Origin of the sequence: Bradyrhizobium sp. CCBAU 53351, assembly GCF_015291745.1 — a bacterium.
Classification (GTDB): Bacteria; Pseudomonadota; Alphaproteobacteria; order Rhizobiales; family Xanthobacteraceae; genus Bradyrhizobium.
In genome coordinates, this window is record NZ_CP030059.1 from 3,913,346 (window position 1) to 3,937,555 (window position 24,210).

Here is a 24,210-nt window from a genome sequence, read left to right on the forward strand (position 1 = left end):
GGCGTCCTATTGGCCGCGCCATTGCGGCGCGCGCTTGTTGAGGAAAGCATCGAGCCCTTCGCGAAAATCCTGGCTCGTGTAGCACATCAGGATGAGGTCTTCGCCCTCGTCCCGGGTCAGCCGCCTCTGCAGGCGGGCGACCGCCTGCTTGGTCGCATTGAGCGTCAGCGGCGCATGACCGGCGACCAGCCGCGCGACCTCATCGGCCCGCTTGTCCAGCGCGGCAAGATCCGCGACGACCTCGCCGAGCAGCCCGACGGTTGCGGCTTTCGCGGCATCGACCAGGCGCGCGGTGAAGATCAGGTCCTTGACGCGCGCAGCGCCAATCAGCGCGGTGAGACGGCTGACATTGGACATCGACAGGCAATTGCCGAGCGTCCGGGCGATCGGAAATCCGATCTTCGCGCTTGCCGTGCCGATGCGCAGGTCGCAGGCCGCGGCAATGCCCGCACCACCGCCCGTGCAGAAGCCGTTGATCGCCGCGATGGTCGGCACGCGGCACGCTTCCAGCGTGGTCAGCACCCGATCGATGCGGTTCTCGTAGTCGATCGCGTCCTGCGGCGTCTTGAACCCGCGGAACTGGTTGATGTCGGTGCCCGAGGCAAACGCCTTGTCGCCGGCCCCGCGCAGCACCAGCACCTTGATCGAGGGGTCGCCGTTCGCCTGCTCGCAGATCGCGGCGAGCCGTTCATACATGGCGAAGGTGAAGGCGTTACGGGCCTGCGGGCGGTTGAAGGTGATCCGCCCGATGCCGTCATTGCATTCAAAAACGAGGTCGTCCGCCTCCGCAGCTAGGTCCATTTCCTCATGTCCTCTTGTTTTTTACATTTTTGAATGCAAAATCTGCGATAAGCAAGCTGGAACTTGCAGATTTCGACAGATTCCCGCATTTTTGAATTCAAAGGGAGCGCTGGTGCCATGCTTCATGAAGACGTCGTCGGACGCATCCGCGCCATTCTGCTCGACGGCGAAATCCCGCCGGGCGCCCGGATTCCCGAGCGCGAGCTGTGTGAGCGGCTCGGGATCTCGCGCACACCGCTGCGCGAGGCGCTCAAGGTGCTCGCCGCCGAAGGCCTCGTGCAGCTCTTGCCGCATCGCGGCTCGCGCGCGGCAAAGCTGACCGACAAGGACATGCGCGACCTGTTCGAGGTCTGCCAGGGCCTCGAGGCCCTCGCCGGCGAGCTCGCCTGCGAGCGCATCACGGATGCCGAGATCGACGCGATCGCCGCAGCGCACGCACAGATGGTGCAGCATTATCGCGACGGCGATCTGATCCAGTACTACCGCGGCAACCGCGCCATTCACGAAGCCATCGTCAGCGCAGCCGGAAACCCCGTGCTGGCGGGGCTTTACACATCCGTGACTGCGCGCATCCGCCGCGCGCGTTATGTCACGCCGATGACGCCGCAGCGCTGGGCCCTCGCCGTGAAGGAGCACGAGGCCATCCTGAATGCGCTGCAGAGGCGCGACGGCGCCGGCCTCTCCCATATCCTGCGTGCGCATCTGCGCCACAAGCGCGAAGAGGTGCTGCAGGCGGGCTTTGCCGAGACGGAAGCAAGCGAACTCGCGCTGAGAATTGCGTAAGGCGCAATTCACGATGCGTTGGATCGCACACAGCGCGTCCACACGCGACCTTCCCGCTCGGCCGCCCCTTCCCGCTCCGCGCGAATTGGCGCACTAATTCCACTTGCTAGCTTGTCGCCCCCGGCGCAGCATACTTTTCTGCCGGCCCGCGGCCACGTCGCCGCTCAGGCCGGCCCCAACGCGCGAACAATCGCGCAAGACAAAAGACAAAAGCGGAGGAAACGCATGACAATCGATGTCTCACGTCGATCCCTACTTGCCCTTGGAGCCGGCCTTGGTGCCAGCGCGATGCTCGGCAGCAGCGCGTTGGCGAAGGCTCCCAAGCTCGGCACCCAGACGCCGTACTGGCACCGCTTCGTTCTCGGCGATGCCGAAGTGACCGTCGTGTCCGACGGACCGCTGCCGCTCGGCGACCCCTCCGGGACCTTCACCGGCGTTCCCAAGGAAGAGGTCAAGAAGATGCTGGCGGACAATTTCCTGTCGCCGGACAACGTCGTGCTCGAACAGAACTCGCCGATCGTAAATACCGGCGACAAGCTCATCCTGTTCGACACCGGCATGGGCTCGTCGAAGATGTTTGGCGCCAGCACCGGGCGGCAGCAGAAGAGCATGATGGAGGCCGGCATCAAGCCGGAGGACATCGATGCCGTGGTGTGCTCACACGCCCATATCGACCACATCGGCGGCATCGTCGATGCCAACGACAAGCCGCTGTTCCCGAACGCGCAGATCTACATCTCCCAGACCGATTTCGACTTCTGGACCGACGAGGGCAAGCTCGGCAGCCCGGCCAAGGACTTCGTCGTTCACGCCCGCAAGAACCTGCTGCCGGTTCGCGACCGGATCAAATTCTTCAAGGACGGCGAGGAATTCCTGCCCGGCGTGCAGGCGATCTCGGCGCCCGGCCACACCGTCGGCCACACCATCTTCATGGTGTCGTCGGCCGGCAAGTCGTTCGCTTTCCTCGGCGATCTCTCGCACCATTCCGTGCTGCTGCTCGAACGGCCGCGGATGGAGTTCTCGTACGACACCGATCCGAAGCAGGCGGCGGAGTCGCGCGTCAAACTGCTGACGATGCTGGCGGCCAACAAGACGCCGGTGATGTCCTATCACTTCGCCTGGCCGGGCTACGGCCATGTCGCCAAGGCCGGTGAAGGCTTCCACTACTATCCCGAACCGATGAAGATGGCGTTGTAGCTCGTCACACCAGGTCCGGGCGGCGCATGCGCTGCCCGGACCCGTCTGATCAAGTCGCGCCGCAATTTCCGCTTTTCGTAATATCTATAAATCCGATTGTAACCGTCCATATTATTCGTTTGTCAAAACCATTCTCCTGCGTAGCGTAAGCCGCGTGGCATCGCCGGCCGGCCGCAACGGCCGCGTCGGCAGACGCCTCACGCACCAGGAGCGACCATGACCACGACGTCACAGAGCGAAACGTCATTCTCCCAACTGCTGCTCCGTTGGATCGCCCATCGGCTGTCACTGACGATGGCGGCGATCAGGCCGGTTTATCGCGCCGGCGACATCGCCGCCGCCGCCGCCGCGAGCAACAGTCCCTCCGGCGCGTAAAGCCGATCCTCAGCGTCGCTTGCGCCCGCGGTTCAGCGGAGTTTCCGTTGCGCGACGGGCCTGCTCGGCCGCGAGGTCACGCATGGTCGCGATCGCGCTCGAGACGTGTGCGTCCGGCTGGTCGACCGAGTAGACGACATAGGCCGGCATCGAAAATTTCGGCGCGCCGCCAACGAGGTGCAGCCGCCGCGCCCTCAGCAGCGGCTCGACGATCCGCTGCGCGAAGTAGCCCGAACCGCCGTTGGCCAGGACATGCCGCAGCCCGAGCCAACCGATATTCGCCGTCAGCGCGGGGCCTGCGAAATTCGGGAAGACGGCGCTGTGGCGGGCGTAGAACTCCGGGCCCCAATCGACGCAGACGTAGCCGTTCTCCGGCTCCGGCCCGCTCCTCGGGTTGGTCGAGACGAGCACGAGCTGCTCCTCGAACAGCAGTTCGACCTTGAGGCCGGGGCGACTTTGCGGCGTGTACATGACGCCGATGTCGATGCGTCCTTCGACCAGCCCTTGCATCAGCTCCGGCTCGAGCGCGCTTTCGGCGCGGATAGAGATCTGCGGATTGGCCTCCTGCATGCGCGGCACCCAGAGCAGCAGGAATTCCTCCCACAGGCCGATGCGCCCGCCGACCACGAGCGCGCCGCTAAAACCTTTGGGGATTCCGACGTCGTGCCGGGCCTGTTCGACAGTGCGCACCAGCGTGGAGGCGTGCCGCTGAAACTGGCGGCCCGCCGCCGTCAACGCCGCACCGGCCTTGTTGCGAACGAACAGCGTGCAGCCGAGCAGCTCTTCGAGGGAATGGATGCGCGTGCTGACGGTGGACTGGCTGACGTGAAGCCGCTCGGCGGCCGTGATGAAATTGCCGGTCGCAACCACGGTCAGGAATGTCCGCGCCAGCTCGGTATCCACGACCCCCTCACATCGATCTTTTCGATATGAAAGGCGCTCTCTTCAGCAATGTCAAACGGACGGCCCTGAAACCTAACAACCGAGCTTGTCGGCGATCCCGCCAAAATCCTTGGCAACGATGTCCCATTTGCCGGTCGCTTCGAAATCGACCTTCTGAAGCGGACCATACTCCGTCGGACGTGCCACGAACGCGGTCTTCAGCCCGTTCTTCTGCGCGGCCGCGAGATCGCCGTTGTGGGCGGCGACCATCATCACCTCGCCCGGATCGAGGCAAAGCAGACGCGCGGCACCGAGATAGGTCTCGGGATCCGGCTTGTAATGCTCGAACAGCTCGGCCGACATGATGAGGTCCCACGGCAGGCCAGCGAACTTCGCCATGTTGGTGAGCAGCGCAACGTTGCCGTTCGAGAGCGGCGAGATCACGAATTTCGACTTCAGCCGCGTCAGGCCGGCGACGCTGTCCGGCCAGGGATTGAGGCGGTGCCAGCCCTTGGTGAGATAGTCGAGATCGGCTTCGGTGAGGCCCTTGATCGCGAACTGCGCGACCAGCTTCTCCAGCGAGCGGCGGTGCAGATCATCGAGCATGACATAGCCGCGCTCGGGATGTTGGCGCACGTCGTCCATCGAGGCCATGTACATGCCGCGCCAGCCGTCGACCAAGGCGGTCCAGTCGGCGCTGATGCCGCGCTGCTTGCTCCACCACATGAAGTCGGTGATCAGGCTGGTGCGCCAGTCCACGACCGTACCGAACACATCGAAGACCAGGGCTTTGACGGCGGAGAGATCGGACATGGCGCTTCCTGATTGTTCTTTTTGTCATTCCGGGGCGATGCGCTGCATCGAACCCGGAATCCATTGAGCGTCAGAGTCTGCCGCCCGATGGATTCCGGGCTCTCCGGGCCGCGCCTGGCGCGGTCCCGTCGCCCCGGAATGACGGCAGCTGTTATTGCCTGGCTTAGTCCAGATGGAACTTCGCCAGCTCGCGATGCTCGGCCTTGATGTAGCGCACGGTGCCGGTGACGGAGCGCATCACGACGGTCTCGGTCTCGATCACGCCGTCCTTGCGGAATTTGACGCCGGACAACAGCGACCCCGTGGTGACACCGGTGGCGGCGAACAGGCAGTCGCCGCGCGCCATGTCCTCGATGCCGTAGATCATCTTGGGATCGTTGACGCCCATCTTGCCTGCACGCTCGATTTTCTCGGCGGAATCGAGGATCAGGCGGCACTGCATCTGGCCGCCGATGCAACGCAGGGCCACGGCGGCGAGCACGCCTTCCGGCGCGCCGCCCGTGCCGAGATACATGTCGACGCCGGTATTGTCAGGGTCGGCGCAATGGATCACGCCGGCGACGTCGCCATCCGTGATCAGGCGCACGGCGGCGCCGGTCGAGCGCACGCTCGTGATGATGTCGGCATGGCGCGGACGGTCGAGCACGAGAACGGTGATGCCCTCCGGCTTGACGCCCTTGGCCTTGGCGAGGCGGCGGACGTTGTCGGCCGGGCTCGCATCGAGATCGACGACGCCCTTGTCGTAGCCGGGGCCGATCGCGAGCTTCTGCATGTAGACGTCGGGCGCGTGCAGCAGCGTGCCGCCGTCGGCCATCGCCATGGTGGCGATCGAGCCCGGCATGTTCTTGGCGCACAGCGTGGTGCCTTCGAGGGGATCGACCGCGATGTCAACTTCGGGACCCGCCTTGAGGCCGACCTGCTCGCCGATGTACAGCATCGGCGCCTCGTCGCGCTCGCCCTCGCCGATCACGATGGTGCCCTGGATCGGCAGCTTGTTGAGCTCGCGCCGCATCGCATCGACGGCGGCCTGGTCGGCCGCCTTCTCGTTGCCGTGCCCGCGCAGCCGCGCCGACGACACCGCCGCCCGCTCTGTCACCCGCACGATCTCCAGCGTCAGGATGCGCTCGAGCAATGCCTGCGGCGGGACTGAAATATGGGTCGACATCGGCTAACTCCTTCAAACGGTTCTGGGCAGACTCTCTCTGCCCACATCAATTCGCAACGCCCACGATTCGTTCGAACGAACCGCCTCAGTTCTTCTCGATCCGGATCACCTGCGGCCGTCCGCTGATCACCTTGTCCTTCTGCACGGCGGCGAGCGCACGGCGCACGGCGTCCTCATGCGTCGCGTAGGTGATCAGGATGACGGGCACGGGGACGGCCTTGCCGTTCTCGGGCGCAACGCCGCCATTGGGATGACGCTGCACGATCGACTCGATCGAAATCTTCTGCTCCGCAAGCCGCGTCGCGATCGCGGCCGCGGTGCCGGGGAAATCGCGCGCCAGCAGGCGGATGTAATAGCCGCCCTCGTGGCGCTCCATCGGCGCCTTCTTGGTGTCGCGCAATTGGGCAATGGGCCGGCCGAACGGATTGGCGCGGATGCCGCGCGCGACGTCGGCGATGTCGGCGACGACGGCGGATGCGGTGGCCGCGCCGCCGGCGCCAGGGCCGACCAGCGTGATCGGCGGAATGCCCTCGCCGTCGATCGTGACCGCATTGGTGACACCCATCACCTGCGCGATCGAGGAGGATTTTGGAACCATGGTCGGATGCACGCGCTGCTCGATGCCCTTGGCGGTGCGCACCGCAACGCCGAGCAGCTTGACGCGATAGCCGAGATCGGACGCCGCGCGCAGATCTTCCGGCGCAATGGATGAGATGCCTTCGACATACACCGCGCTTTGAGCAACTTTCGTGCCGAAGGCGAGGCTGGCGAGGATCGCGAGCTTTTGCGCGGTGTCGTGACCATCGACGTCGAACGACGGGTTGGCCTCGGCATAGCCGAGCCGCTGCGCGTCCTTGAGGCATTCCGCGAAGGACAGGCCCTCCTGCTCCATCCGGGTCAGGATGTAATTGCAGGTGCCGTTGAGGATGCCGTAGACGCGGTTGATGCCGGTGCCGGCAAGCCCCTCGCGCAAGGTCTTGATGACGGGGATCGCGGCGCCGACGGCTGCCTCGAAATTCAGCGCACCGCCGTGCTTTTCGGCCGCCTTGGCGAGCTTGAGGCCGTGCTTGGCCAGCAGCGCCTTGTTGGCGGTGACGACCGACTTGCCGGCGTTGAGGGCAGCCTCCACCGCAGACAGCGCGGGATCGCCGGCGCCGCCCATCAGCTCGACGAAGCAGTCGATGCCGGGATGCATGGCCAGCGCCAAGGGATCCCGGACCCATTCGACGCCGCGCAGATCGACGCCGCGCTTCTTCGCCTTCGAGCGCGCGGTGACGGCGACGACGCGGATGCCGCGGCCGCTGCGGCCCGCGAGCACACGGGCCTGCGTTTCGATCAAACGGACCACTTCGGCGCCCACGGTGCCGAGCCCCGCTATGCCCACTTTCAGGGGTGCAACCATGATGACTTAGAAAACCTGCCGAAGAGAACTCAACGCCGATTGGCGAGCGGAACGACGTTGTGCAACGTTTCGATGCCGCTTTCAAGGAAGCGTCGCACGCCGCGCGCGGCCTGCCTGATCCGTTGCTCGTTTTCCACCATGGCGATGCGGACATATCCTTCACCATGCTCGCCGAAGCCGACGCCGGGCGAGACCGCGACGCCGGATTTCTCCACCATCAGGGTGGCGAACTGCATGCTGCCGACGCTGCGGAAGGCCTCCGGCAGCGGTACCCAGGCGAACATCGAGGCCTCCGGCGGCGGGATCTCCCAGCCGGCGCGGCCGAACGATTCCACCAGCGCATCGCGGCGCTTGCGATAGGTGTCGCGCATCTCCTTGATGCAATCGTCCGGGCCGTTCAGCGCCGCGGTCGCGGCGACCTGCACCGGTGTGAACGCACCGTAGTCCAGATAGGATTTGACGCGGGCGAGCGCGGCGATGACGCGCTCATTGCCGACCGCAAAGCCCATGCGCCAGCCGGCCATCGAATAGGTCTTCGACATCGAGGTGAACTCGACGGCGACGTCCATCGCGCCCGGCACCTGCAGCACCGAGGGCGGCGGATTGTTCTCGTCGAAATAGACCTCGGCATAGGCCAGATCCGACAGGATCAGGATCTCGTGCTTCTTCGCGAACGCGACGAGGTCCTTGTAGAAGTCGAGGCTCGCGACATAGGCCGTCGGGTTCGACGGATAGCAGACGACGAGCGCGAGCGGCTTCGGGATCGAATGCACGATCGCCCGCTCCACCGCCTCGAAGAACTGCGGCGTCGGCTCGGAGGGCACCGAGCGGATCACGCCGCCCGCCATCAAAAAGCCGAAGGCGTGAATCGGGTAGCTCGGGTTCGGACACAGGATGACGTCGCCGGGCGCCGTGATCGCCTGCGCCACGTTGGCAAAGCCTTCCTTCGAGCCGAGCGTCGCCACGATCTGGGTGTCGGGGTTGAGCTTCACGCCGAAGCGGCGGGCGTAGTAGCCGGCCTGGGCGCGGCGCAGGCCGGGGATGCCGCGGGAGGCCGAGTAGCGGTCGGTGCGCGGCTTGCCCAGCGTCTCCTTCAGCTTCTCCAGCACATGCGCCGGGGCCGGCAGATCCGGGTTGCCCATGCCGAGGTCGATGATGTCGGCGCCGGCATTCCGCGCGGCCGCCTTGGCCCGGTTGACCTGCTCGAATACGTAGGGCGGAAGGCGGCGGATGCGGTAAAATTCTTCCATGGCTCTCTGGGCTCCGGGCAACCGGTCAGGACAGAATCGACGGAACAGGACGGCGACTCGAAAAGGGGTTCCGTCTCCTCGCGAAAATTACTCAAAATCAGATACTTAGAGCAATCATCGACAACGCGGACTGAAGTCGTTCGCCCTGACTGTCGGCTGAACCGGGGTCTTTTAGCACGGCAAGGCGGGGGCGCCAGCGATTACCTTGCAGCGCTTCACTTGGCATCCTTGCTGGCGGCGGCCTGGCGATCGCGCGCAGCGGCGAGCTCGGCCTCGATCTTGGCGCGCTGCTCTGGCGGAATGACCGCTTGATTGCGATCCGGCGGCAGGTCGTGCACCGGCAGATAGGTCCCGGGCTCCTTGGGATGCGCCTGCGCGTCCGCGGGCGTCATATCCGCGAATTGACTCGAACAACCGCCCAACACAAATGCCACGCTCAGAAGCGCGCCACCGATCAGCAGCGACCTTTGCAGGACCCTCAACGCCAACACTTGGGAAATCCCCTACTCGTCCCAATGCAAGCTGCCGCACACTAACCCGACAACCTGCCCAAGCTCAAACCATTGCTGCCCACAAATGGTACGAGCGAGAAAAACATCAAAGGCCCACGACGGGAGGGTTGCACCGCGATTGTGACAAAACCAAGAAAATTTGTCGCAGTGCAGCACATCTTGGAGCGTGTTTAACGTCAAACATGCGAGCTTCGCGGTGACGAATACGGAATGACTCGTTACTGTTCTGCTCATGAGTATGGCCACGACCGATACGCCCAAACCCGAGACGAAGTTCGATGCGGAAGCCTTCGCGATGAATGTCGCGCGGGCGATGGAGAGCGGCGGCAAGGCGCTCGCGGCCTATCTCAAGCCGCGCGAGAGCGGCGAGGTGCAGGATCGCCCGCCGGCCGAGCTGGCCGAAGTCGTCAGGACCTTCACATCGGTTGCCGAATACTGGTTGTCGGACACGTCCCGCTCGTCCGATCTGCAGACCAAGCTGGCCAAGGATTACCTCGACCTCTGGGGCTCGGCGGTGCGCCGCATGGCCGGCCAGGACGTTCCGCCCGCGATCGCGCCCTCGCCGCGCGACAAGCGTTTTGCCGATCCGGAATGGAAGTCGAACCAGTTCTTCGAATTCGTCATGCAGCTCTATCTGCTCACGACCAAATGGGCGCAGGAGCTGGTGCGCGATGCCGAAGGGCTCGATCCGCAGACCCGTCGTAAGGCGGAGTTCTACGTCCAGCAGGTCACCAACGCGCTGTCGCCGTCCAACTTCGTGCTGACCAATCCGGAGGTGCTGCGCGAGACCGTGGCGAGCAGCGGCGAGAACCTCGCGCGTGGCCTGAAGATGCTGGCGGAGGACATCGCGGCCGGCAAGGGCATGCTGAAGATCCGCCAGTCCAACCCGGACAACCTCGTCGTCGGCGTCAACATGGCGACGACGCCGGGCAAGGTGATCTATCAGAACGAGATGATGCAGCTGATCCAGTATTCGCCGACCACGGAGACGGTGCTGCGCACCCCGCTCCTGATCGTGCCGCCCTGGATCAACAAGTTCTACATCCTCGATCTCAAGCCGGAGAAGTCCTACATCAAGTGGTGCGTCGACCAGGGCATCACTGTGTTCGTGATCTCATGGGTCAATCCCGACAAGCGGCTCGGCAACAAGAGCTGGGAAGACTACATGAAGGAAGGCCCGCTCACGGCGATGGACGTGATCGAGAAGGTCACCGGCGAGATGAAGGTGCACACCGCCGGCTATTGCGTCGGCGGCACCATGCTCGCGACCACGCTGGCCTGGCTGGCCGAGAAGCGCCGCCAGCGCGTCTCGTCGGCGACGTTCTTCGCAGCGCAGGTCGACTTCACCCATGCCGGCGACCTCCTGGTGTTCGTCGACGAGGACCAGATCGCGGCGCTCGAGCAGGACATGAAGGCGGCGGGCGTGCTCGAAGGCTCGAAGATGGCGATGGCCTTCAACATGCTGCGCTCCAACGACCTGATCTGGTCCTACGTCGTCAGCAACTACCTGAAGGGCCAGCAGCCCAGCGCGTTCGACCTACTGCACTGGAATTCCGACGCAACCCGCATGACCGCGTCGAACCATTCCTATTATTTGCGCAACTGCTATCTGGAGAACCGGCTCTCCACCGGCACGATGGTGCTCGACAACACGCTGCTCGATCTCTCCAAGGTCAAGGTGCCCGTCTACAACCTCGCCACCCGCGAGGATCACATCGCGCCGGCGGAATCGGTGCTGTACGGCTCGCAGTTCTTCGGCGGCCCCGTGAAATATGTGCTGTCGGGCTCGGGCCATATCGCGGGCGTCGTCAACCCGCCGGCCTCGAACAAGTATCAGTACTGGACCAACGACAACATCAAGGACGCCAACGTCGCGCAATGGATGAAGGGCGCCGTCGAGCACAAGGGTTCGTGGTGGCCGGACTGGCGGCAATGGCTCGGCGAGCTCGATCCGGAGCAGGTTCCCGCGCGCGTGCCGGGAAGCGAAGCATTCCCGGCGATCGAGGACGCGCCCGGCAGCTATGTCAGGGTCCGCGCATAGCGGAATCTTCCGCGCTTTTGTATAGACTCACTCTCAACACAGCTGCGACGACAGAGGGGATCGAACCATGACGCGCGAATTGTTCTGGCTGACACTGACGGTGATCCTGACCGGGATCCTCTGGATTCCCTACACCATCAACCGGTGTCAGGTCCGCGGTCTCAGTGGCGCGATGGCCAACCCCTCGCGCGGCGACAAGCCGCAATCGGAATGGGCCAACCGGTTGATGTTCGCGCATGACAACGCGGTCGAGAACCTCGTGCTCTTTGCGCCGCTGGTGCTGATCCTCAACGCGATCGACTATTCCACCAAATGGACCGTGCTGGCCTGCGCCGTCTATTTCTGGTCCCGCGTCGCGCATCTGATCGTCTACGCACTCGGGATCCCGGTATTCCGCACCCTCGCCTTCACCGTCGGCTTCCTCGCCCAGGCCGTGCTGGCGCTGGCGATCTTCAAGGTGCTGTGAACGCGAGCCGCGCCTCACGTCAGGGGAACAGCGCGATCTGCTCCAGCCCGGCCGTCTCGGGCAACCCGAACATCAGGTTCATGTTCTGGATCGCCTGGCCGGCCGAGCCCTTCACCAGATTGTCGAGCGTGGAGATGACGATTGCCCGGTTCTTGATGCGGTCGGCGACGACACCGATCTGCGCATAGTTGGAACCGCGTACATTCTGCGTCTGCGGCAGCACGCCCTTTTTCGCGACATGCACGAAGGGCTCGTTGACATAGGCCTGCTCGAGTGCGGCCCGCAAATCGTCGGGCGTCGCGCCATTGAGTTTTACATAGGACGTGCACAGTTCGCCGCGCGCCATCGGGATCAGATGCGGCGTAAAGTTCACCGTCACCGTCGAGCCGGCGGCAAGGCCGATCTCCTGCTCGATCTCCGGCGCGTGCCGGTGGGTACCGACCGAATAGGGCGAAAGCCCCTCGCCCGCCTCGCTGAACAGCGTGTTCTGTTTCAGCCCGCGTCCGGCACCGGTAACGCCCGATTTCGCGTCGATGACGATGTCGTCGACGTCAATCAGTTTGGCCTTCGCAAGCGGTACCAGCGCGAGCAGCGCCGCCGTCGGATAGCAGCCAGGACAGGCAACCAGCCGCGCCGACGCGATTTTCTCGCGATAGAATTCGGTAAGACCGTAGACCGCCTCGCCCTGCAGTTCGAGCGCTCGGTGCTCATGGCCGTACCATTGCGCATAGGTGTTCTTGTCCCGCAGCCTGAAATCGGCGGACATGTCGAGGACCTTGATCCCGGGATTCGCCTCGAGGACCGCGGCGATGATTTCCTGCGTGGTCCCATGGGGCAGTCCGCAGAACACCGCATCGAGCTTGCTCCAATCGACCTTTTCCCATTCCACAAGCCTGGGCAGGTCCAGCATGAAAAAATGCGGAAACACCTCGCTCATGGTTTTGCCGGCATGGGTATTGGCAGTGAGTGCGGTGATCTCGGCATTCGGATGTCGCGCCAACAGGCGCACCGCGTCGGCGCCGGTGTAGCCGGAGGCGCCGAGAATGCCGATCTTCTTCGTGCTCATCACACGCTCCTCCGACATGGATCGGTTACGCCTCTGGCAGGCCCAGCATCAGCCGCATGTTCTGCACGGCCGCGCCGGAAGCCCCCTTGCCGAGATTGTCGAGCCGGGCGACCAGCACCGCCTGGTGATATTTGTCGCTGGCGAAGACGTAGAGCTCGAGCTGATTGGTCTCGTTCAGCGCTTCCGGCTCGAGCCGGCCGCCCTTTGACGCTTCGTTCTGCAGCGGCATCACCGAAACGTATTTCGAACCGGCATAGCGCTTGGCGAGCGCGGCCTGCAGGTCGGCACCGCCAGGCTTGCCGGGCAGCGTGTCGAGCTGCAGCGGCATCGAGACCAGCATGCCCTGGCGATAGTTGCCGACCGAGGGAATGAAGATCGGCCGCCGCGTCAGGTTCGAATAGAGCTGCATCTCGGGCAGATGCTTGTGCTCGAAGCCGAGGCCGTAGAGCTCGAAGGACGGCGCGCTGCCGTCCTCGAAGCTCGCGATCATCGACTTGCCGCCGCCGGAATAGCCGCTCACCGCGTTGACGGTGACGGGATAATCGCCCGGCAGCAGGCCGGCATCGACGATCGGCCGCAAGAGCGCGATCGCGCCGGTCGGATAGCAGCCGGGATTGGAGACCTTCTTGGCGGCCTTGATCTTGCCGGCCTGGTCAGCCGTCAGCTCGGGAAAACCATAGGCCCAGTCCGGCGCGACCCGGTAGGCGGTCGAGGCGTCCAGCACCTTCGGCCCCGAGGCGCCCATGCTGTCGATGAGAGCCACCGTCTCCCTGGCGGCATCGTCGGGCAGGCAGAGAATGACGAGGTCCACCTCCGCCATCAGCGCCTTCTTGGCCGCGGGGTCCTTGCGCTTGTCGTCGGCAATGGTCTTCACGACGACGTCGTTCTGGAGCTTCAGCCGCTCGTTGATGCCGAGCCCGGTGGTGCCGGAGCCACCGTCGACGAAAACGGTGGCCGGCTTCTTGGCCGCGCTGGTGGTCGAGGCTTTGGTGGTGTCAGCGAGGCTCATGATACGCTTCCTTCGAGCATGTTCGTGTCATCAGCGAAAACCTGCGGCCTTGCCTGCCGCATCAATTGTGAGATCTGCTTCGCGTCGGCATCGCCGGCGCCGAGCGCATTGGCGATCGCCGCATAGTCGGCGTCGGATTTGTGCTGGTTGAGCTTGAAGCTGCCTTCGACCTCTTCAACATTCATGACCAGACCCACGATCGCCTTCTTCATCGCCTCGAGCCGGCCCGCCGTCATCTTGCCCGATGTCCACGGCTTCTTCGGCAGCAGCCAGGTCTCGAACTTCTCGCTGAGCGTGTCGATCTGCACCGACAGCTCGTCATCCGTCAGGAGGCGCACGGGCCCGCTCAGATGCACCGACTGGTAGAGCCAAGTCGGCACCTGGTCCGGCGAGACGTACCAGTCGGGCGATACATAGGCATCGGGACCATTGACCGCGAGCAGCCAGGACGCATCGCCGCCCGCAAGCTTTAGCAGCGGATTGTGACGGGCGACATGAAACGCGGCCTGCGGCGTGCCGTCGGCGGCGTAGGTCAGATAGAACGGCAACGGCGAGGCGATCGGCCTCTTGCCGTCAAAGGCGCACATGGTGCCGAAGCCGCGCTCTTCGGCGAATTTCAGGCTCGCAGCGCGGTCCTGCTTGAAAAAGGGTGGCGTGTACATCGTGGTCTCCTGCTGGGCCTTCTTGGGGGCCGCCGGATCAGATCGCGCTGACAGGAGAGAGAATGCCGCGGATCGGATCCAGCGGCAAAGACGATGATCTCAAACGCGATCGACCGCCCAAACCGCAAGACTGCGGCGGCGGCGACGGGCGAACAGAATGGTCGCGGCGTTGATCATGGCGCGCGGCTATAGAGCGAGATCCGGTTCCCGTCAAGGTTCGGGCGTCAGATCACCCGCCAGATCCATTCCATGATCTTGGCGAGCACGTCGCCGAACAGCAGGAGCACGGCGGACCACACCAGTGCCGAGACGAAATTGGCGGCCTGGAAGCTCCAATAGGGCATCTCGAAGATGCCGGCCGCGAGCGGCACCGAGGCGCGCAAGGGGCCGAAGAACCGGCCGATGAAGATGCTGGGGATGCCCCAGCTGCGCACGAAAGCCTCGCCCCGGGGCAGCAGTCCCGGATAGCGCGAGAGCGGCCACATCTCGGCGACCTTCTCCTTATAGCGATAGCCGAACCAGTAAGAGACCCAGTCCCCCAGCGCCGCCCCGAGGCCGCCGGCAATCCAGACCGGATAGAAGCTGATGCCGCTCGCCCCGATCAGCGCCCCGATTGCGACCAGCGCGCCCCAGGCCGGGATCAAGAGCGAGATGAAGGCGAGCGACTCTCCGAAGGCGAGCAGAAACACGATCGGAGCTGCCCAAGCCTGATGAACGCGCACGAAATCGGCCAGGGCGTGCGCATATTGCTCCATCAAAAATAGCCTTCCCGCCCCGTCTCAAGGTGCTGCTCGATGAAAAAGACTGGTAAGCCAAGCACTTGTGTGACATCAAGTCACAAACCTCAGCTCGCCGTAGACCGACGGGTCAAATTGCCGGGAATTGGAGCACCTGCGGCGTAAAATCGCCGGTATTGGTCCGCAACCACACCGCCCGGCCCACCCTGCGATAACCTTTCCCAGACAGAAGTGGCATAGTCCGCCTAATCGATTCGCCGCTCATGCGGCCCTCAAAGCGCATCAAGATATATGTCCAAGCAGTTGAAACCCAAAGCAAAAGACGACTTTTTCGGCGGCGAGCCGAAACCCCGCGCCGCCAAGGCGGCGCCGCGCGGAAGTGGCGGGGAAGCCGACTACACCGCGGCCGACATCGAGGTGCTCGAAGGCCTGGAACCGGTCCGGCGCCGGCCAGGCATGTATATCGGCGGCACCGACGAGAAGGCGTTGCATCATCTGTTCGCCGAGGTCATCGACAACTCGATGGACGAGGCGCTGGCCGGACATGCGACCTTCATCGGAGTCGAGCTGACTGCGGATGGGTTCCTGACCGTCACCGACAACGGCCGCGGCATCCCGATCGATCCGCATCCGAAGTTCCCGAAGAAGTCGGCGCTCGAAGTCATCATGTGTACGCTGCATTCGGGCGGCAAGTTCGACTCCAAGGTCTACGAGACCTCTGGCGGCTTGCACGGCGTCGGCATCTCCGTGGTGAACGCCCTCTCCTCGCGGCTCGAGGTGGAGGTCGCGCGCGGCCAGAAGCTGCATCGCATGATTTTCGAGCGCGGCCACCCCAAGGGCAAGCTCGAGGACCTCGGCAAGGTCAACAACCGTCGCGGCACGCGCGTGCGCTTCAAGCCCGACACCGACATCTTCGGGCCCAAGGCCGCGTTCAAGCCGCAGCGCCTGTTCAAGATGACGCGCTCGAAGGCCTATCTGTTCGGCGGCGTCGAGATCCGCTGGAACTGCGCGCCCGAGCTGCTCAAGGGCGTCGAGGACGTGCCGGAAGAGGCCACGTTCCACTTCCCCGGCGGTCTCAAGGACTATCTGGCGGCGGCGATCCACGCCGATACCCTTGTGCATCCCGACATCTTCTCGGGCAAGTCGGGCCGCAACGGCGCGCATGGTGCCTGCGAATGGGCGGTGGCCTGGACCGCGGATGCGGACGGCTTCCTCTCGTCGTACACCAACACCGTCCCCACGCCCGATGGCGGCACGCATGAATCCGGCTTGCGCAGCGCGCTGCTGCGCGGCCTGAAGGATCACGCCGAGCGCGTCGGCCAGGGCAAGCGCGCCTCGTCCATCACCTCGGAAGACGTGATGGTGGGCGCGGCCGTGATGCTGTCGGTGTTCGTGCGCGAGCCCGAATTCCAGGGCCAGACCAAGGACCGTCTCGCCACCGCCGAAGCACAGCGCATCGTCGAGCAGGCGATGAAGGATCCGTTCGACCATTGGCTGTCGGGCAATCCGAACATGGCCAACCGGCTGCTCGACTTCGTGATCGACCGCGCCGAGGAGCGGCTGCGGCGGCGGCAGGAGAAAGAGACTGCGCGGAAAACCGCGGGCAAGAAGCTGCGCCTGCCCGGCAAGCTCGCCGACTGCACCGATGCCGGCACCGAAGGCTCCGAACTGTTCATCGTCGAGGGCGACTCGGCCGGCGGCAGCGCCAAGCAGGCGCGCGACCGCAAGACGCAGGCCGTGCTGCCGCTGCGCGGAAAAATCCTCAACGTCGCGTCCGCCGGCAAGGACAAGCTGACTGCGAACGCGCAGCTCTCGGATCTCGTGCAGGCGATCGGCTGCGGCCAGCTCCTGCACTATCGCGAAGAGGACCTGCGCTATCAGCGCATCATCATCATGACCGACGCCGACGTCGACGGCGCGCACATCGCTTCGCTTTTGATCACCTTCTTCTACCGGCAGATGCCGAAGCTGATCGACGAAGGTCATCTCTTCCTCGCGGTGCCGCCGCTCTACAAGCTGACGCACGGCCAGAAATCGGTCTACGCGCGCGACGACAAGCACAAGGAAGAGCTGATCAAGAGCGCGTTCAACGCCAATGCCAAGGTCGAGGTGAACCGCTTCAAAGGCCTCGGCGAGATGATGCCTGCGCAGCTCAAGGAGACCACCATGGATCCGCGCAAGCGGACGCTGCTCAAGGTGGTCCTGCTGCCCGACGACCGCGACACCACCGCAGATTCGGTGGAGCGGTTGATGGGCACCAAGGCCGAGGCCCGCTTTGCCTTCATCTCGGACAAGGCCGAGTTCGCCAGCGAAGAGCTGCTGGACGTCTGAGCCTCGGCGGCGTCGTAATTAGCTCAAGAGCCCCGGCAAAGCCGGGGCTCTTTTGTTTTGCGGGGGAAGCCACCCTTTGCCGGGATAGTGGCTGCCTGCAGTCCGCCTCCCACCAGGCGATTCCCGGCACCGTTGCCGCGACTCGGCCAACGACTCACGGCGCTCGGGGCGAGGCTGGACTGCCTCCATTTCGGAGACGGCCGAATTTCCTAACGAAATCCTACCAAAAATCGAGTCGGCGAAATTCTTGCAAGCTATTGAAATTGTACGCGCATTCCTGATTTTGGCGCTGCAGCCCCAAATGCGCGCGCCCCGGCGTTTTCCGGCAACTGTGCCTGCCCGGCAACAGCATTTCGGCGCGAAACGTCTATAGTCCGGGACATCAGATGACACGAACTCCAGTGCGCTCGCGCCTGCTACGACAGACCAAGGTTGGGGATTTTGACAATGAAGAAGGTTTTGCTCGCTCTGACCGCGGTTGCCGCGATGACCGCTTCGGCCTCCGCGGCCGACCTCGGCGCCCGCCCCTACGTGAAGGCTCCGATGCCGGCGCCCGTCGCTAACTGGACCGGCTTCTACATCTTCGGTGGCGCCGGCGGCGGCATCTGGGATGCGGACTCCCACACCAACTTCGTTGGCGTTCCCGTGACGATCGATCAGCGCGTCGGCGGCGACGGCTGGTTCGGAACGGTCGGCGCCGGTTACGACTGGCAGTTCAGCGGGACCTGGGTTGCTGGCGTGTTCGCGGATGGCCAGTTCGGCAGCCTGCGCGGCAGCCTGAACGACGAGTTCGCCGCCCTGACCGGCCGCATCAAGATGGAAAGCGCTTGGGCCGCGGGTGTTCGTCTCGGCTATCTGGTTGCTCCGAACGTTCTCTCCTACGTCAATGCCGGTTACACCGGATCGCATTGGTCGGGCACCGGCCTGACCAATCTCGCCGGCACCCCTTCGGGCTTCCACACCGACTCGTTCAACCGCAACGGCTGGTTCGTCGGCGGTGGCGTCGAGAACAACCTGAACATCTTCGGCATCTCGGCGCCGGGCTGGTTCATGAAGACCGAATACCGCGCTGCCTACTACGATCGCAAGGACATCGCCGTCCGCACCGACGTCGGCAACCTCGTGACCACCGACTCGATCAGCTTCAAGCCCTGGGTCCAGACCATCAGCACCTCGCTGGTCTACCGCTTCAACTGGACCGGTCCGGTCGTCGCCAAGTACTGATCCGATCTCACGATCGAACGTCAAAGCCCCGGCATCGCCCGGGGCTTTTTCGTTGCGCGGTACTTGTCCGCAGCCCAGTGCTCGCTCTTCGAAGCACGCAGCGGGCAACTGAGCTGCGATCAGCCACACGCTATCGCTTGATCGCCCCACCCCACGCGTCGCGCCGCTTTATTCGCCGCGACGGCATCTGCCGGCGCTGCCATTGTATCCCACCCAAACCTACGGGTACTGTGGGCCCAAGCTTTCGCGGCTGTGCATGGTTTATGCCCTACACCGCGACAGCAGCGGACCGATGGGAGGACATGCATGCGCAGATTTCTGCTGGTCGCAGGCCTGTTTGCGACTGCCGTCGGGCTGCTCTGGATCGGACAGGGCACCGGCACGGTCCCCTGGCCGCGATCGAGCTTCATGGTCAACCAGCTGCAATGGGCCGGCTATGGCGCCGCCATGGCCGGCTTCGGGCTGGTGCTGATCTGGCAGAGCAACCAATAGAAGAAACCAGGGAATACAAGCATGACATCCAGCCGGTTCGATCTCCGCGGCAAGGTCGCGATCGTCACAGGAGGCAATGGCGGCATCGGCCTCGGCATGGCGCGCGGACTTGCCGACGCAGGCGCCGACATCGCCGTGGTCGGACGCAACGAGGCGAAGTCCAAGGCCGCCGTCGAAGACCTCAGACAGCGCGGCGTCAAGGCGATCGCAATTGCCACCGACGTCACCGACAGGGGCGCGATCGAAGCCATGGTCGCCCGCGTCGCGAAGGATCTCGGCCGCATCGATATCCTGATCAACAATGCCGGCATGAGCATCCGCAAGCCGCCGCACGAGCTCGAGCTCGACGAGTGGAACAAGGTGATCGACACCAACCTCACCAGCGCCTTCCTGTGCTCGAAGCTCGCTTATCCGCACCTGAAGGCCTCCGGCAACGGCAAGGTGATCAACATCGGCTCGATGATGTCGATCTTCGGTGCGAGCTTCGCCACCGCCTATGCGGCGAGCAAGGGCGGCATCGTGCAGTACACGCGCGCCTGCGCCAATGCCTGGGCGCCCGACAACATCCAGGTCAACGCCATCCTGCCGGGCTGGATCGATACCGACCTCACCCGCGGCGCGCGGCAGCAGGTGTCCGGATTGCACGAGCGGGTGCTGGCGCGCACGCCAGCCGGACGCTGGGGCGACATCGACGACTTCGCGGGCATTGCCGTGTTCCTGGCATCGCCCGCGTCGAACTTCGTCACAGGCACCGCGATCCCCGTCGACGGCGGCTTCTCGGTGATGGCTTAAGGCGCCGCACGAAAAAAGCCCCGGCATCCCTGCCGGGGCTTCTGGGTCCAAGGGGCCTAGGTCCAAAGGGCCTGGCGCGATCAGTACTTCGCCATCACGGGACCGCCGAACTTGTAGCTGATGCCGACCGTGACGGTCTGGTACTGGCTGGCGACGCTGTAGGGAATATTGCCGTTGGGCGTGACCAGCGGCGCGCCGCCGCGGCGGTAGCGCTCGAAATCGTAATAGCGATACTCGACCTTGCCGAGCCAGTTCGGAGCGAACGCGTATTCCACACCCGCACCCGCCGTCCAGCCGCTGGTGTTCGAGGAGAAGGCGTCGACGCCGACCCCGAGATTCGTGTTCACGTGGCGCTGCTCGCCATAGGCCCAGCCGCCCGTTGCAAAGAGCAGCCATTTGTCGAACGCAATACCGGCACGGCCGCGAATGGTGCCGACCCAGCGCAGCGTCGTCTCGTCCCGGGTGCCGCCCACGAAATTGTCGTCACCCTTGATGTCGGCCCAGGCCAGATCGCCTTCGACGCCGAGCACGAAATTCCTGATCTGCCAATTGTATCCGGCGAGGCCGCCGGCGATGGCGCCGCTCGAGCTGTAGCTGTTCGCAAAACCGGTGTCATTGAGCCGATCGTGATCGCCCCAACCATATCCGCCGAAGCCGCCGATGTAGAAGCCGGTCCAGTTGTAGACCGCCACCGGCGGCGCGATCGGCGCGGCCTTGACTGCCATGTCGGCTGCCGTCGCAATGCCCGGCGCGCCGACGAGAAGAGACATCATTCCTGCGAAAGCCAAAGCCTTTTTCATCGGTATTGCTCCAGAAAAAGTTGCAACAAATCGAAATAGTCTATTGCCGAATTTATACGTCGCGTCGGTCGCGCCGCGAGGCTGAATTGGCCTCGCCCGTCGCTTCCCGTGCGCTATTCGGGAAAAAGTGACATTTGGACCACGCAAGGGTCTGCGATGCTGACGTTTCTCGCCACACAAAAAAGAGCCCCGGACGAAGCCGGGGCTCTCAGAGTTGGCAGTGCTTTTTTGATCGTTGGTCGCGTTGCGTCGACGTGCTCAGTAACGGGCGATGGTCGGGGCGTCGAACTTGTAGCTCGCACGCACCACGGCCCATTGGATGTCGCGCGGCTTGGTGTCGAAGGTGTAGTTACCCGAGGTGCCGCCGAGCTGATAGGTCTGGCTGCCGAAGGCAGCGTAGTTGTATTCGAGGCCCACGATCCAGTTGCGGGTGATGCCATATTCCCAGCCGGCGCCGACGGTCCAGCCGTTGTGCCAATGGGTCTGGCCGCCCGAGCCCGTGGACGGGTTCGCAACGTTGTCGACCACCGAGAGACGGTTGTTCACGCCGGCATAGCCGCCCTTGATGTAGAACAGGTTGTTCTGCACAGCGAAGCCCGCACGGCCGACGATCGTCGCGAGCACGTTGGCGCGCCAGCTGAACTGGTCGTCGAGGCCTGCGCCGAACACGGTGTTCGTGAACGAGCCCTTGTTGTCGAGGCCGGAGATCGTGCCTTCCATGCCGAACACGTAGTTGTTGGCCTGCCAGTTGTAGCCGATCTGGGCGCCGCCCATGATGCCCGATTTGCGTTGGCGGAAGCCATCGCCTACCGAAAGATCGCCGAACGGCGCGCCGGTCCCGTTGTTGATGAATTGCTCGTTGGTCCATGCGCCGCCAATGTGGCCGCCGACATAGAAGCCGGTCCAGTTGAACAGCGGCTCGGCGTAAGCGGGCGCCTTGGTGTAGCGCGCGCCGAGATCGGCGGCGGAGGCCGCGCCCGTCGAAACCAGAGCGGTCGTGCAGGCGAAGGCGGCAATCAATTTGTTACGCATGGTACACCCCGTGTCCTTTGATGGGTGCACGGTCACAGACGGGTGTTACTAAAATTGGAATTAACAGAGTTAACGCGCCGCGTGGGCACGCGCGGCTCCACAAATCCGCTTGCGCTGTTGCACACCCGCAACGCTCTACGCGCGATTTAACGCGACATTATCCCTACCGATGTCCTGCGCTACGATGCCGGCGCGGCCTTCGAGTGCACGTGCTCGGGCCGCACGCCGAGCGCAATCAGGCGCGCCGGAATGCCTTGGAGCCAGGGCAGCGCGGTGACGAGGCGCACGATCAGCGGCACCTTCAGCGGGCGGTCGCCGCCCTGCAGGGCGCCGCTGATGATGTTGTTCTGCACCACCACCTGCATGCGTTGCGTCATCTTCACCGGGAACTCGCGACGACGCCTGACCGCATCGAGCTCACTCTCGGAGGGGCAGCCGCGCTGCAGCTTGTCCGCCAAGAGATTGGCGGTCGCGACCGCGTCCTGCACGGCGAGATTGACGCCGACGCCGCCGACCGGCGACATCGCATGCGCGGCGTCGCCGATGCAAAGCAGGCCCGGCTGTGTCCAGCGCGGCAGGCGGTTGATCGCGACGGTCAACAGCTTGACGTCGTCAAAGCTCTTCACGTCGGCAATGCCGGATTTGAGGATCGGTGCCATGCGCACGACATCGTCGAGCAGCGCCTGCAGCCCCCTCGCCTTCACCGCCTCTTGCTGTCCCTTGGCGATGACATAGGCGCATTGCCAATAGTCGCCGCGATCGAAGGTGATCATCATCTTGCCGGGCTCGACGCGCGCGAACACGTTCTCCGTCTCGTCGGCCCTGCGGCCGGCACGAAACCACAGCACGTCCATCGGCGCACCGATCTCCTCGACGGCAAGGCCCGCGCGCTCGCGCACGGTCGAATGCCGGCCGTCGCAGGCGATGGTGAGATCGGCTTCGATGTCGATGATTCCGTCAGGCGTTTTCGCCCGCACGCCGGCGATCGTCTCGCCGCGGCGGATAAGATCGACCGCCTCGGTGCTCATCATCACCTCGAGCGAGGCAAAGCGGCGGCCCGCCTCGCGCAGGAAGTTCAAAAAGTCCCATTGCGGCATGAAGGCGATGAACGGGTATTTGGTGTGAAGCCGGGAAAGATCGGCGATGCGCACCGGCGTGCCGCCGAACAGGCCATCCATCTTCTGCAGCCGCTGATGCGGCAGCTTCAGGAAGCCGTCGATCAGGCCGAGCTCGTCCATCACCTGGAGCGTCGAGGGATGCACGGTGTCGCCGCGGAAGTCGCGGAAGAAATCCGCATGTTTCTCCAGCACCACGACCTCGATGCCGGCCCTCCCCAGGAGGTAGCCGAGCATCATGCCGGCAGGTCCCCCGCCGACGACGCAGCAGCGGACCTTTTTCGTCCGGTTCGATGGCTGGTCGGATGTCATTGCGGCCGGGCTCCCGCGCATAACGAACAACAAGATGTCGCAGTTAATGTAGCGCCGATTCAGGGCTTTGGCGCCTGAATCTGGATGCGGAACGCGACCTGCAATGCCGGCCGGCAGCTTGGATCAGGCTTGCGCGTCAGCCGCCGGGAATAGATCGACCTGGCGGTTGTTGTTACAAGGGAACACGACCCAAAAGGGCATCGCGAGGAAACGTCCAACGTGGCATGGTTGCTTGCAGGCGTGGCAGCCTGGCTGGCCGTCAACGTCGCGCTCGTCTATCTGCGCTCGCGGCGAGCCCGCGAGGCCGAAGAGAGCGAGCCGCGGGCCTAGCTTCTTGCGTGCCGCGCGGGTTTCAGACGCTCGCGTCAAAACGGCTGCCCGCCCTTGATGCGCCGTGAAAGGCCCGCGCGACGCAGGCCCACGATGGTGCAGAGAGATTACTTCTGATCCTCGTTGCTAGTCCCGGTGCCCGGACTACCGATCGGCAATCCGTTGGGCGCATGACCGACACCGGCGTTCCGTTCGGCTTGCGCTGCCGTCGGTGTCTTACCGTTCGCGGTCGGCGGCTGGACGTTCGGATTGTTCAGGCTGTTGTTGCTGTTGACGTTGGCCCCGGTGGTGGTGCTGTGCGTTCCCATGCCCGAGGGAGCCGACGGTCCCGAATTGGCGCTGCTGGAGGACGTGCCCATTCCGGCGCCCGAGCTCGCCGCAGATCCCGCGCCTCCAGTCCCCGTCCCGGCAGCAGCCCCTGCACTGGCGCCGCCACCCGCACCACCGCCGCCTGCCCCTCCTCCGCCGCCACCGCCGCCTCCTTGGGCAAAGGCCGCCGTCGAAAGTGCCGCACAAGCAATCGTCACGAGGATGGATTTGCGGATCATGGATGGTCTCCCTGGTTTCGCAGACAATCCAGGGACCTAAGAGTAGTTCCTGGGCCGAACGTCTTCGACCTCA

At 64.3% G+C, this 24,210-nt stretch carries 24 protein-coding genes; 9 read left to right on the forward strand and 15 right to left on the reverse strand.

The window, feature by feature from the left end:
• Positions 1-6: 6 nt before the first annotated feature.
• The gene (locus tag XH83_RS18400) at positions 7-801 is read right to left on the reverse strand and encodes an enoyl-CoA hydratase/isomerase family protein (RefSeq protein ID WP_194402228.1); all 795 of its coding nucleotides are present in this window, start codon (positions 799-801) and stop codon (positions 7-9) included.
• 117 nt (positions 802-918) lie between these two features.
• Between XH83_RS18400 and XH83_RS18405 the strand changes: the two genes are divergently transcribed.
• From XH83_RS18405 to XH83_RS18415, 3 genes are all read left to right on the forward strand, one after another.
• On the forward strand, positions 919-1,584 hold the full coding sequence (locus XH83_RS18405; protein ID WP_194402229.1) for a GntR family transcriptional regulator: 666 nt from the start codon (positions 919-921) through the stop codon (positions 1,582-1,584).
• Positions 1,585-1,809: 225 nt separating this feature from the next.
• Positions 1,810-2,781 carry an MBL fold metallo-hydrolase gene (locus XH83_RS18410; protein WP_194402230.1) on the forward strand — a complete coding sequence of 324 codons (972 nt, stop codon included), beginning with the start codon at positions 1,810-1,812 and terminating at the stop codon, positions 2,779-2,781.
• Between the two features lie 216 nt (positions 2,782-2,997).
• Positions 2,998-3,156 (forward strand): hypothetical protein, encoded by a 159-nt coding sequence (locus XH83_RS18415; protein WP_194402231.1) that lies wholly within the window; start codon positions 2,998-3,000, stop codon positions 3,154-3,156.
• Between the two features lie 9 nt (positions 3,157-3,165).
• Here the strand turns inward: XH83_RS18415 and XH83_RS18420 are convergent, their stop codons facing one another.
• The 6 genes from XH83_RS18420 to XH83_RS18445 all read right to left on the reverse strand — a co-directional run bounded on the left by XH83_RS18420 (position 3,166) and on the right by XH83_RS18445 (position 9,159).
• Positions 3,166-4,059: a LysR family transcriptional regulator gene (locus XH83_RS18420; RefSeq protein WP_194402232.1), complete on the reverse strand. Its 894-nt coding sequence runs from the start codon at positions 4,057-4,059 to the stop codon at positions 3,166-3,168.
• Positions 4,060-4,131: 72 nt separating this feature from the next.
• Positions 4,132-4,851, reverse strand: coding sequence for a haloacid dehalogenase type II (locus tag XH83_RS18425; protein WP_194402233.1), 720 nt, complete (start codon positions 4,849-4,851; stop codon positions 4,132-4,134).
• A 163-nt stretch (positions 4,852-5,014) separates the two neighbouring features.
• Positions 5,015-6,016 (reverse strand): class II fructose-bisphosphatase, encoded by a 1,002-nt coding sequence (gene glpX, locus XH83_RS18430; RefSeq protein WP_194402234.1) that lies wholly within the window; start codon positions 6,014-6,016, stop codon positions 5,015-5,017.
• 85 nt (positions 6,017-6,101) lie between these two features.
• Positions 6,102-7,418 (reverse strand): homoserine dehydrogenase, encoded by a 1,317-nt coding sequence (locus XH83_RS18435; protein WP_194402235.1) that lies wholly within the window; start codon positions 7,416-7,418, stop codon positions 6,102-6,104.
• A gap of 29 nt (positions 7,419-7,447) precedes the next feature.
• On the reverse strand, positions 7,448-8,668 hold the full coding sequence (locus XH83_RS18440) for an LL-diaminopimelate aminotransferase (protein WP_194402236.1): 1,221 nt from the start codon (positions 8,666-8,668) through the stop codon (positions 7,448-7,450).
• Positions 8,669-8,883: 215 nt separating this feature from the next.
• Positions 8,884-9,159: a hypothetical protein gene (locus tag XH83_RS18445; protein ID WP_194402237.1), complete on the reverse strand. Its 276-nt coding sequence runs from the start codon at positions 9,157-9,159 to the stop codon at positions 8,884-8,886.
• A gap of 253 nt (positions 9,160-9,412) precedes the next feature.
• Between XH83_RS18445 and XH83_RS18450 the strand changes: the two genes are divergently transcribed.
• Positions 9,413-11,221: an alpha/beta hydrolase gene (locus XH83_RS18450; protein ID WP_194402238.1), complete on the forward strand. Its 1,809-nt coding sequence runs from the start codon at positions 9,413-9,415 to the stop codon at positions 11,219-11,221.
• A 67-nt stretch (positions 11,222-11,288) separates the two neighbouring features.
• A complete protein-coding gene (locus XH83_RS18455; RefSeq protein ID WP_063194325.1) occupies positions 11,289-11,687 on the forward strand; it encodes an MAPEG family protein in 399 nt (132 codons plus the stop codon).
• A gap of 19 nt (positions 11,688-11,706) precedes the next feature.
• On the opposite strand, the gene argC (XH83_RS18460) is transcribed toward XH83_RS18455, so the two are convergent.
• From argC (XH83_RS18460) to XH83_RS18475, 4 genes are all read right to left on the reverse strand, one after another.
• The gene (argC, locus tag XH83_RS18460; protein ID WP_194402239.1) at positions 11,707-12,753 is read right to left on the reverse strand and encodes an N-acetyl-gamma-glutamyl-phosphate reductase; all 1,047 of its coding nucleotides are present in this window, start codon (positions 12,751-12,753) and stop codon (positions 11,707-11,709) included.
• 25 nt (positions 12,754-12,778) lie between these two features.
• The gene (gene argC / locus XH83_RS18465) at positions 12,779-13,762 is read right to left on the reverse strand and encodes an N-acetyl-gamma-glutamyl-phosphate reductase (RefSeq protein ID WP_194402240.1); all 984 of its coding nucleotides are present in this window, start codon (positions 13,760-13,762) and stop codon (positions 12,779-12,781) included.
• Complete coding sequence (locus XH83_RS18470; protein ID WP_194402241.1) at positions 13,759-14,424, reverse strand: FMN-binding negative transcriptional regulator; 666 nt, start codon at positions 14,422-14,424, stop codon at positions 13,759-13,761. The genes argC (XH83_RS18465) and XH83_RS18470 overlap by 4 nt, the downstream gene beginning before the upstream one ends.
• 224 nt (positions 14,425-14,648) lie before the next feature.
• A complete protein-coding gene (locus XH83_RS18475; RefSeq protein WP_194402242.1) occupies positions 14,649-15,179 on the reverse strand; it encodes a DedA family protein in 531 nt (176 codons plus the stop codon).
• 273 nt (positions 15,180-15,452) lie between these two features.
• On the opposite strand from XH83_RS18475, the gene parE reads away from it, so the two are divergent.
• The 4 genes from parE to XH83_RS18495 all read left to right on the forward strand — a co-directional run bounded on the left by parE (position 15,453) and on the right by XH83_RS18495 (position 20,000).
• A complete protein-coding gene (gene parE, locus XH83_RS18480) occupies positions 15,453-17,492 on the forward strand; it encodes a DNA topoisomerase IV subunit B (protein WP_194402243.1) in 2,040 nt (679 codons plus the stop codon).
• A 447-nt stretch (positions 17,493-17,939) separates the two neighbouring features.
• Positions 17,940-18,716, forward strand: coding sequence for an outer membrane protein (locus XH83_RS18485; RefSeq protein WP_194402244.1), 777 nt, complete (start codon positions 17,940-17,942; stop codon positions 18,714-18,716).
• Positions 18,717-19,022: 306 nt separating this feature from the next.
• Positions 19,023-19,208 (forward strand): hypothetical protein, encoded by a 186-nt coding sequence (locus XH83_RS18490; RefSeq protein WP_018641722.1) that lies wholly within the window; start codon positions 19,023-19,025, stop codon positions 19,206-19,208.
• A gap of 21 nt (positions 19,209-19,229) precedes the next feature.
• The gene (locus XH83_RS18495; RefSeq protein ID WP_194402245.1) at positions 19,230-20,000 is read left to right on the forward strand and encodes an SDR family NAD(P)-dependent oxidoreductase; all 771 of its coding nucleotides are present in this window, start codon (positions 19,230-19,232) and stop codon (positions 19,998-20,000) included.
• A gap of 80 nt (positions 20,001-20,080) precedes the next feature.
• Here XH83_RS18495 and XH83_RS18500 read toward each other — a convergent pair whose 3' ends face one another.
• From XH83_RS18500 to XH83_RS18515, 4 genes are all read right to left on the reverse strand, one after another.
• Positions 20,081-20,800 (reverse strand): outer membrane protein, encoded by a 720-nt coding sequence (locus XH83_RS18500; protein ID WP_194402246.1) that lies wholly within the window; start codon positions 20,798-20,800, stop codon positions 20,081-20,083.
• Positions 20,801-21,058: 258 nt separating this feature from the next.
• Positions 21,059-21,832 carry an outer membrane protein gene (locus tag XH83_RS18505; RefSeq protein WP_194402247.1) on the reverse strand — a complete coding sequence of 258 codons (774 nt, stop codon included), beginning with the start codon at positions 21,830-21,832 and terminating at the stop codon, positions 21,059-21,061.
• A 179-nt stretch (positions 21,833-22,011) separates the two neighbouring features.
• Complete coding sequence (locus XH83_RS18510; protein ID WP_194402248.1) at positions 22,012-23,259, reverse strand: FAD-dependent oxidoreductase; 1,248 nt, start codon at positions 23,257-23,259, stop codon at positions 22,012-22,014.
• 437 nt (positions 23,260-23,696) lie between these two features.
• Positions 23,697-24,137 (reverse strand): hypothetical protein, encoded by a 441-nt coding sequence (locus XH83_RS18515; RefSeq protein WP_194402249.1) that lies wholly within the window; start codon positions 24,135-24,137, stop codon positions 23,697-23,699.
• Between the last annotated feature and the right edge of the window lie 73 nt (positions 24,138-24,210).

Coding starts and splice junctions, on each gene's coding strand:
- XH83_RS18400 (WP_194402228.1), bottom strand. CDS start 801: ATGGACCTAGCTGCGGAGGCGGACGACCTCGTTTTTGAATGCAATGAC.
- XH83_RS18405 (WP_194402229.1), top strand. CDS start 919: ATGCTTCATGAAGACGTCGTCGGACGCATCCGCGCCATTCTGCTCGAC.
- XH83_RS18410 (WP_194402230.1), top strand. CDS start 1,810: ATGACAATCGATGTCTCACGTCGATCCCTACTTGCCCTTGGAGCCGGC.
- XH83_RS18415 (WP_194402231.1), top strand. CDS start 2,998: ATGACCACGACGTCACAGAGCGAAACGTCATTCTCCCAACTGCTGCTC.
- XH83_RS18425 (WP_194402233.1), bottom strand. CDS start 4,851: ATGTCCGATCTCTCCGCCGTCAAAGCCCTGGTCTTCGATGTGTTCGGT.
- glpX (WP_194402234.1), bottom strand. CDS start 6,016: ATGTCGACCCATATTTCAGTCCCGCCGCAGGCATTGCTCGAGCGCATC.
- XH83_RS18435 (WP_194402235.1), bottom strand. CDS start 7,418: ATGGTTGCACCCCTGAAAGTGGGCATAGCGGGGCTCGGCACCGTGGGC.
- XH83_RS18440 (WP_194402236.1), bottom strand. CDS start 8,668: ATGGAAGAATTTTACCGCATCCGCCGCCTTCCGCCCTACGTATTCGAG.
- XH83_RS18450 (WP_194402238.1), top strand. CDS start 9,413: ATGAGTATGGCCACGACCGATACGCCCAAACCCGAGACGAAGTTCGAT.
- XH83_RS18455 (WP_063194325.1), top strand. CDS start 11,289: ATGACGCGCGAATTGTTCTGGCTGACACTGACGGTGATCCTGACCGGG.
- argC (WP_194402239.1), bottom strand. CDS start 12,753: ATGAGCACGAAGAAGATCGGCATTCTCGGCGCCTCCGGCTACACCGGC.
- argC (WP_194402240.1), bottom strand. CDS start 13,762: ATGAGCCTCGCTGACACCACCAAAGCCTCGACCACCAGCGCGGCCAAG.
- XH83_RS18470 (WP_194402241.1), bottom strand. CDS start 14,424: ATGTACACGCCACCCTTTTTCAAGCAGGACCGCGCTGCGAGCCTGAAA.
- XH83_RS18475 (WP_194402242.1), bottom strand. CDS start 15,179: ATGGAGCAATATGCGCACGCCCTGGCCGATTTCGTGCGCGTTCATCAG.
- parE (WP_194402243.1), top strand. CDS start 15,453: ATGTCCAAGCAGTTGAAACCCAAAGCAAAAGACGACTTTTTCGGCGGC.
- XH83_RS18485 (WP_194402244.1), top strand. CDS start 17,940: ATGAAGAAGGTTTTGCTCGCTCTGACCGCGGTTGCCGCGATGACCGCT.
- XH83_RS18490 (WP_018641722.1), top strand. CDS start 19,023: ATGCGCAGATTTCTGCTGGTCGCAGGCCTGTTTGCGACTGCCGTCGGG.
- XH83_RS18495 (WP_194402245.1), top strand. CDS start 19,230: ATGACATCCAGCCGGTTCGATCTCCGCGGCAAGGTCGCGATCGTCACA.
- XH83_RS18500 (WP_194402246.1), bottom strand. CDS start 20,800: ATGAAAAAGGCTTTGGCTTTCGCAGGAATGATGTCTCTTCTCGTCGGC.
- XH83_RS18505 (WP_194402247.1), bottom strand. CDS start 21,832: ATGCGTAACAAATTGATTGCCGCCTTCGCCTGCACGACCGCTCTGGTT.
- XH83_RS18510 (WP_194402248.1), bottom strand. CDS start 23,259: ATGACATCCGACCAGCCATCGAACCGGACGAAAAAGGTCCGCTGCTGC.
- XH83_RS18515 (WP_194402249.1), bottom strand. CDS start 24,137: ATGATCCGCAAATCCATCCTCGTGACGATTGCTTGTGCGGCACTTTCG.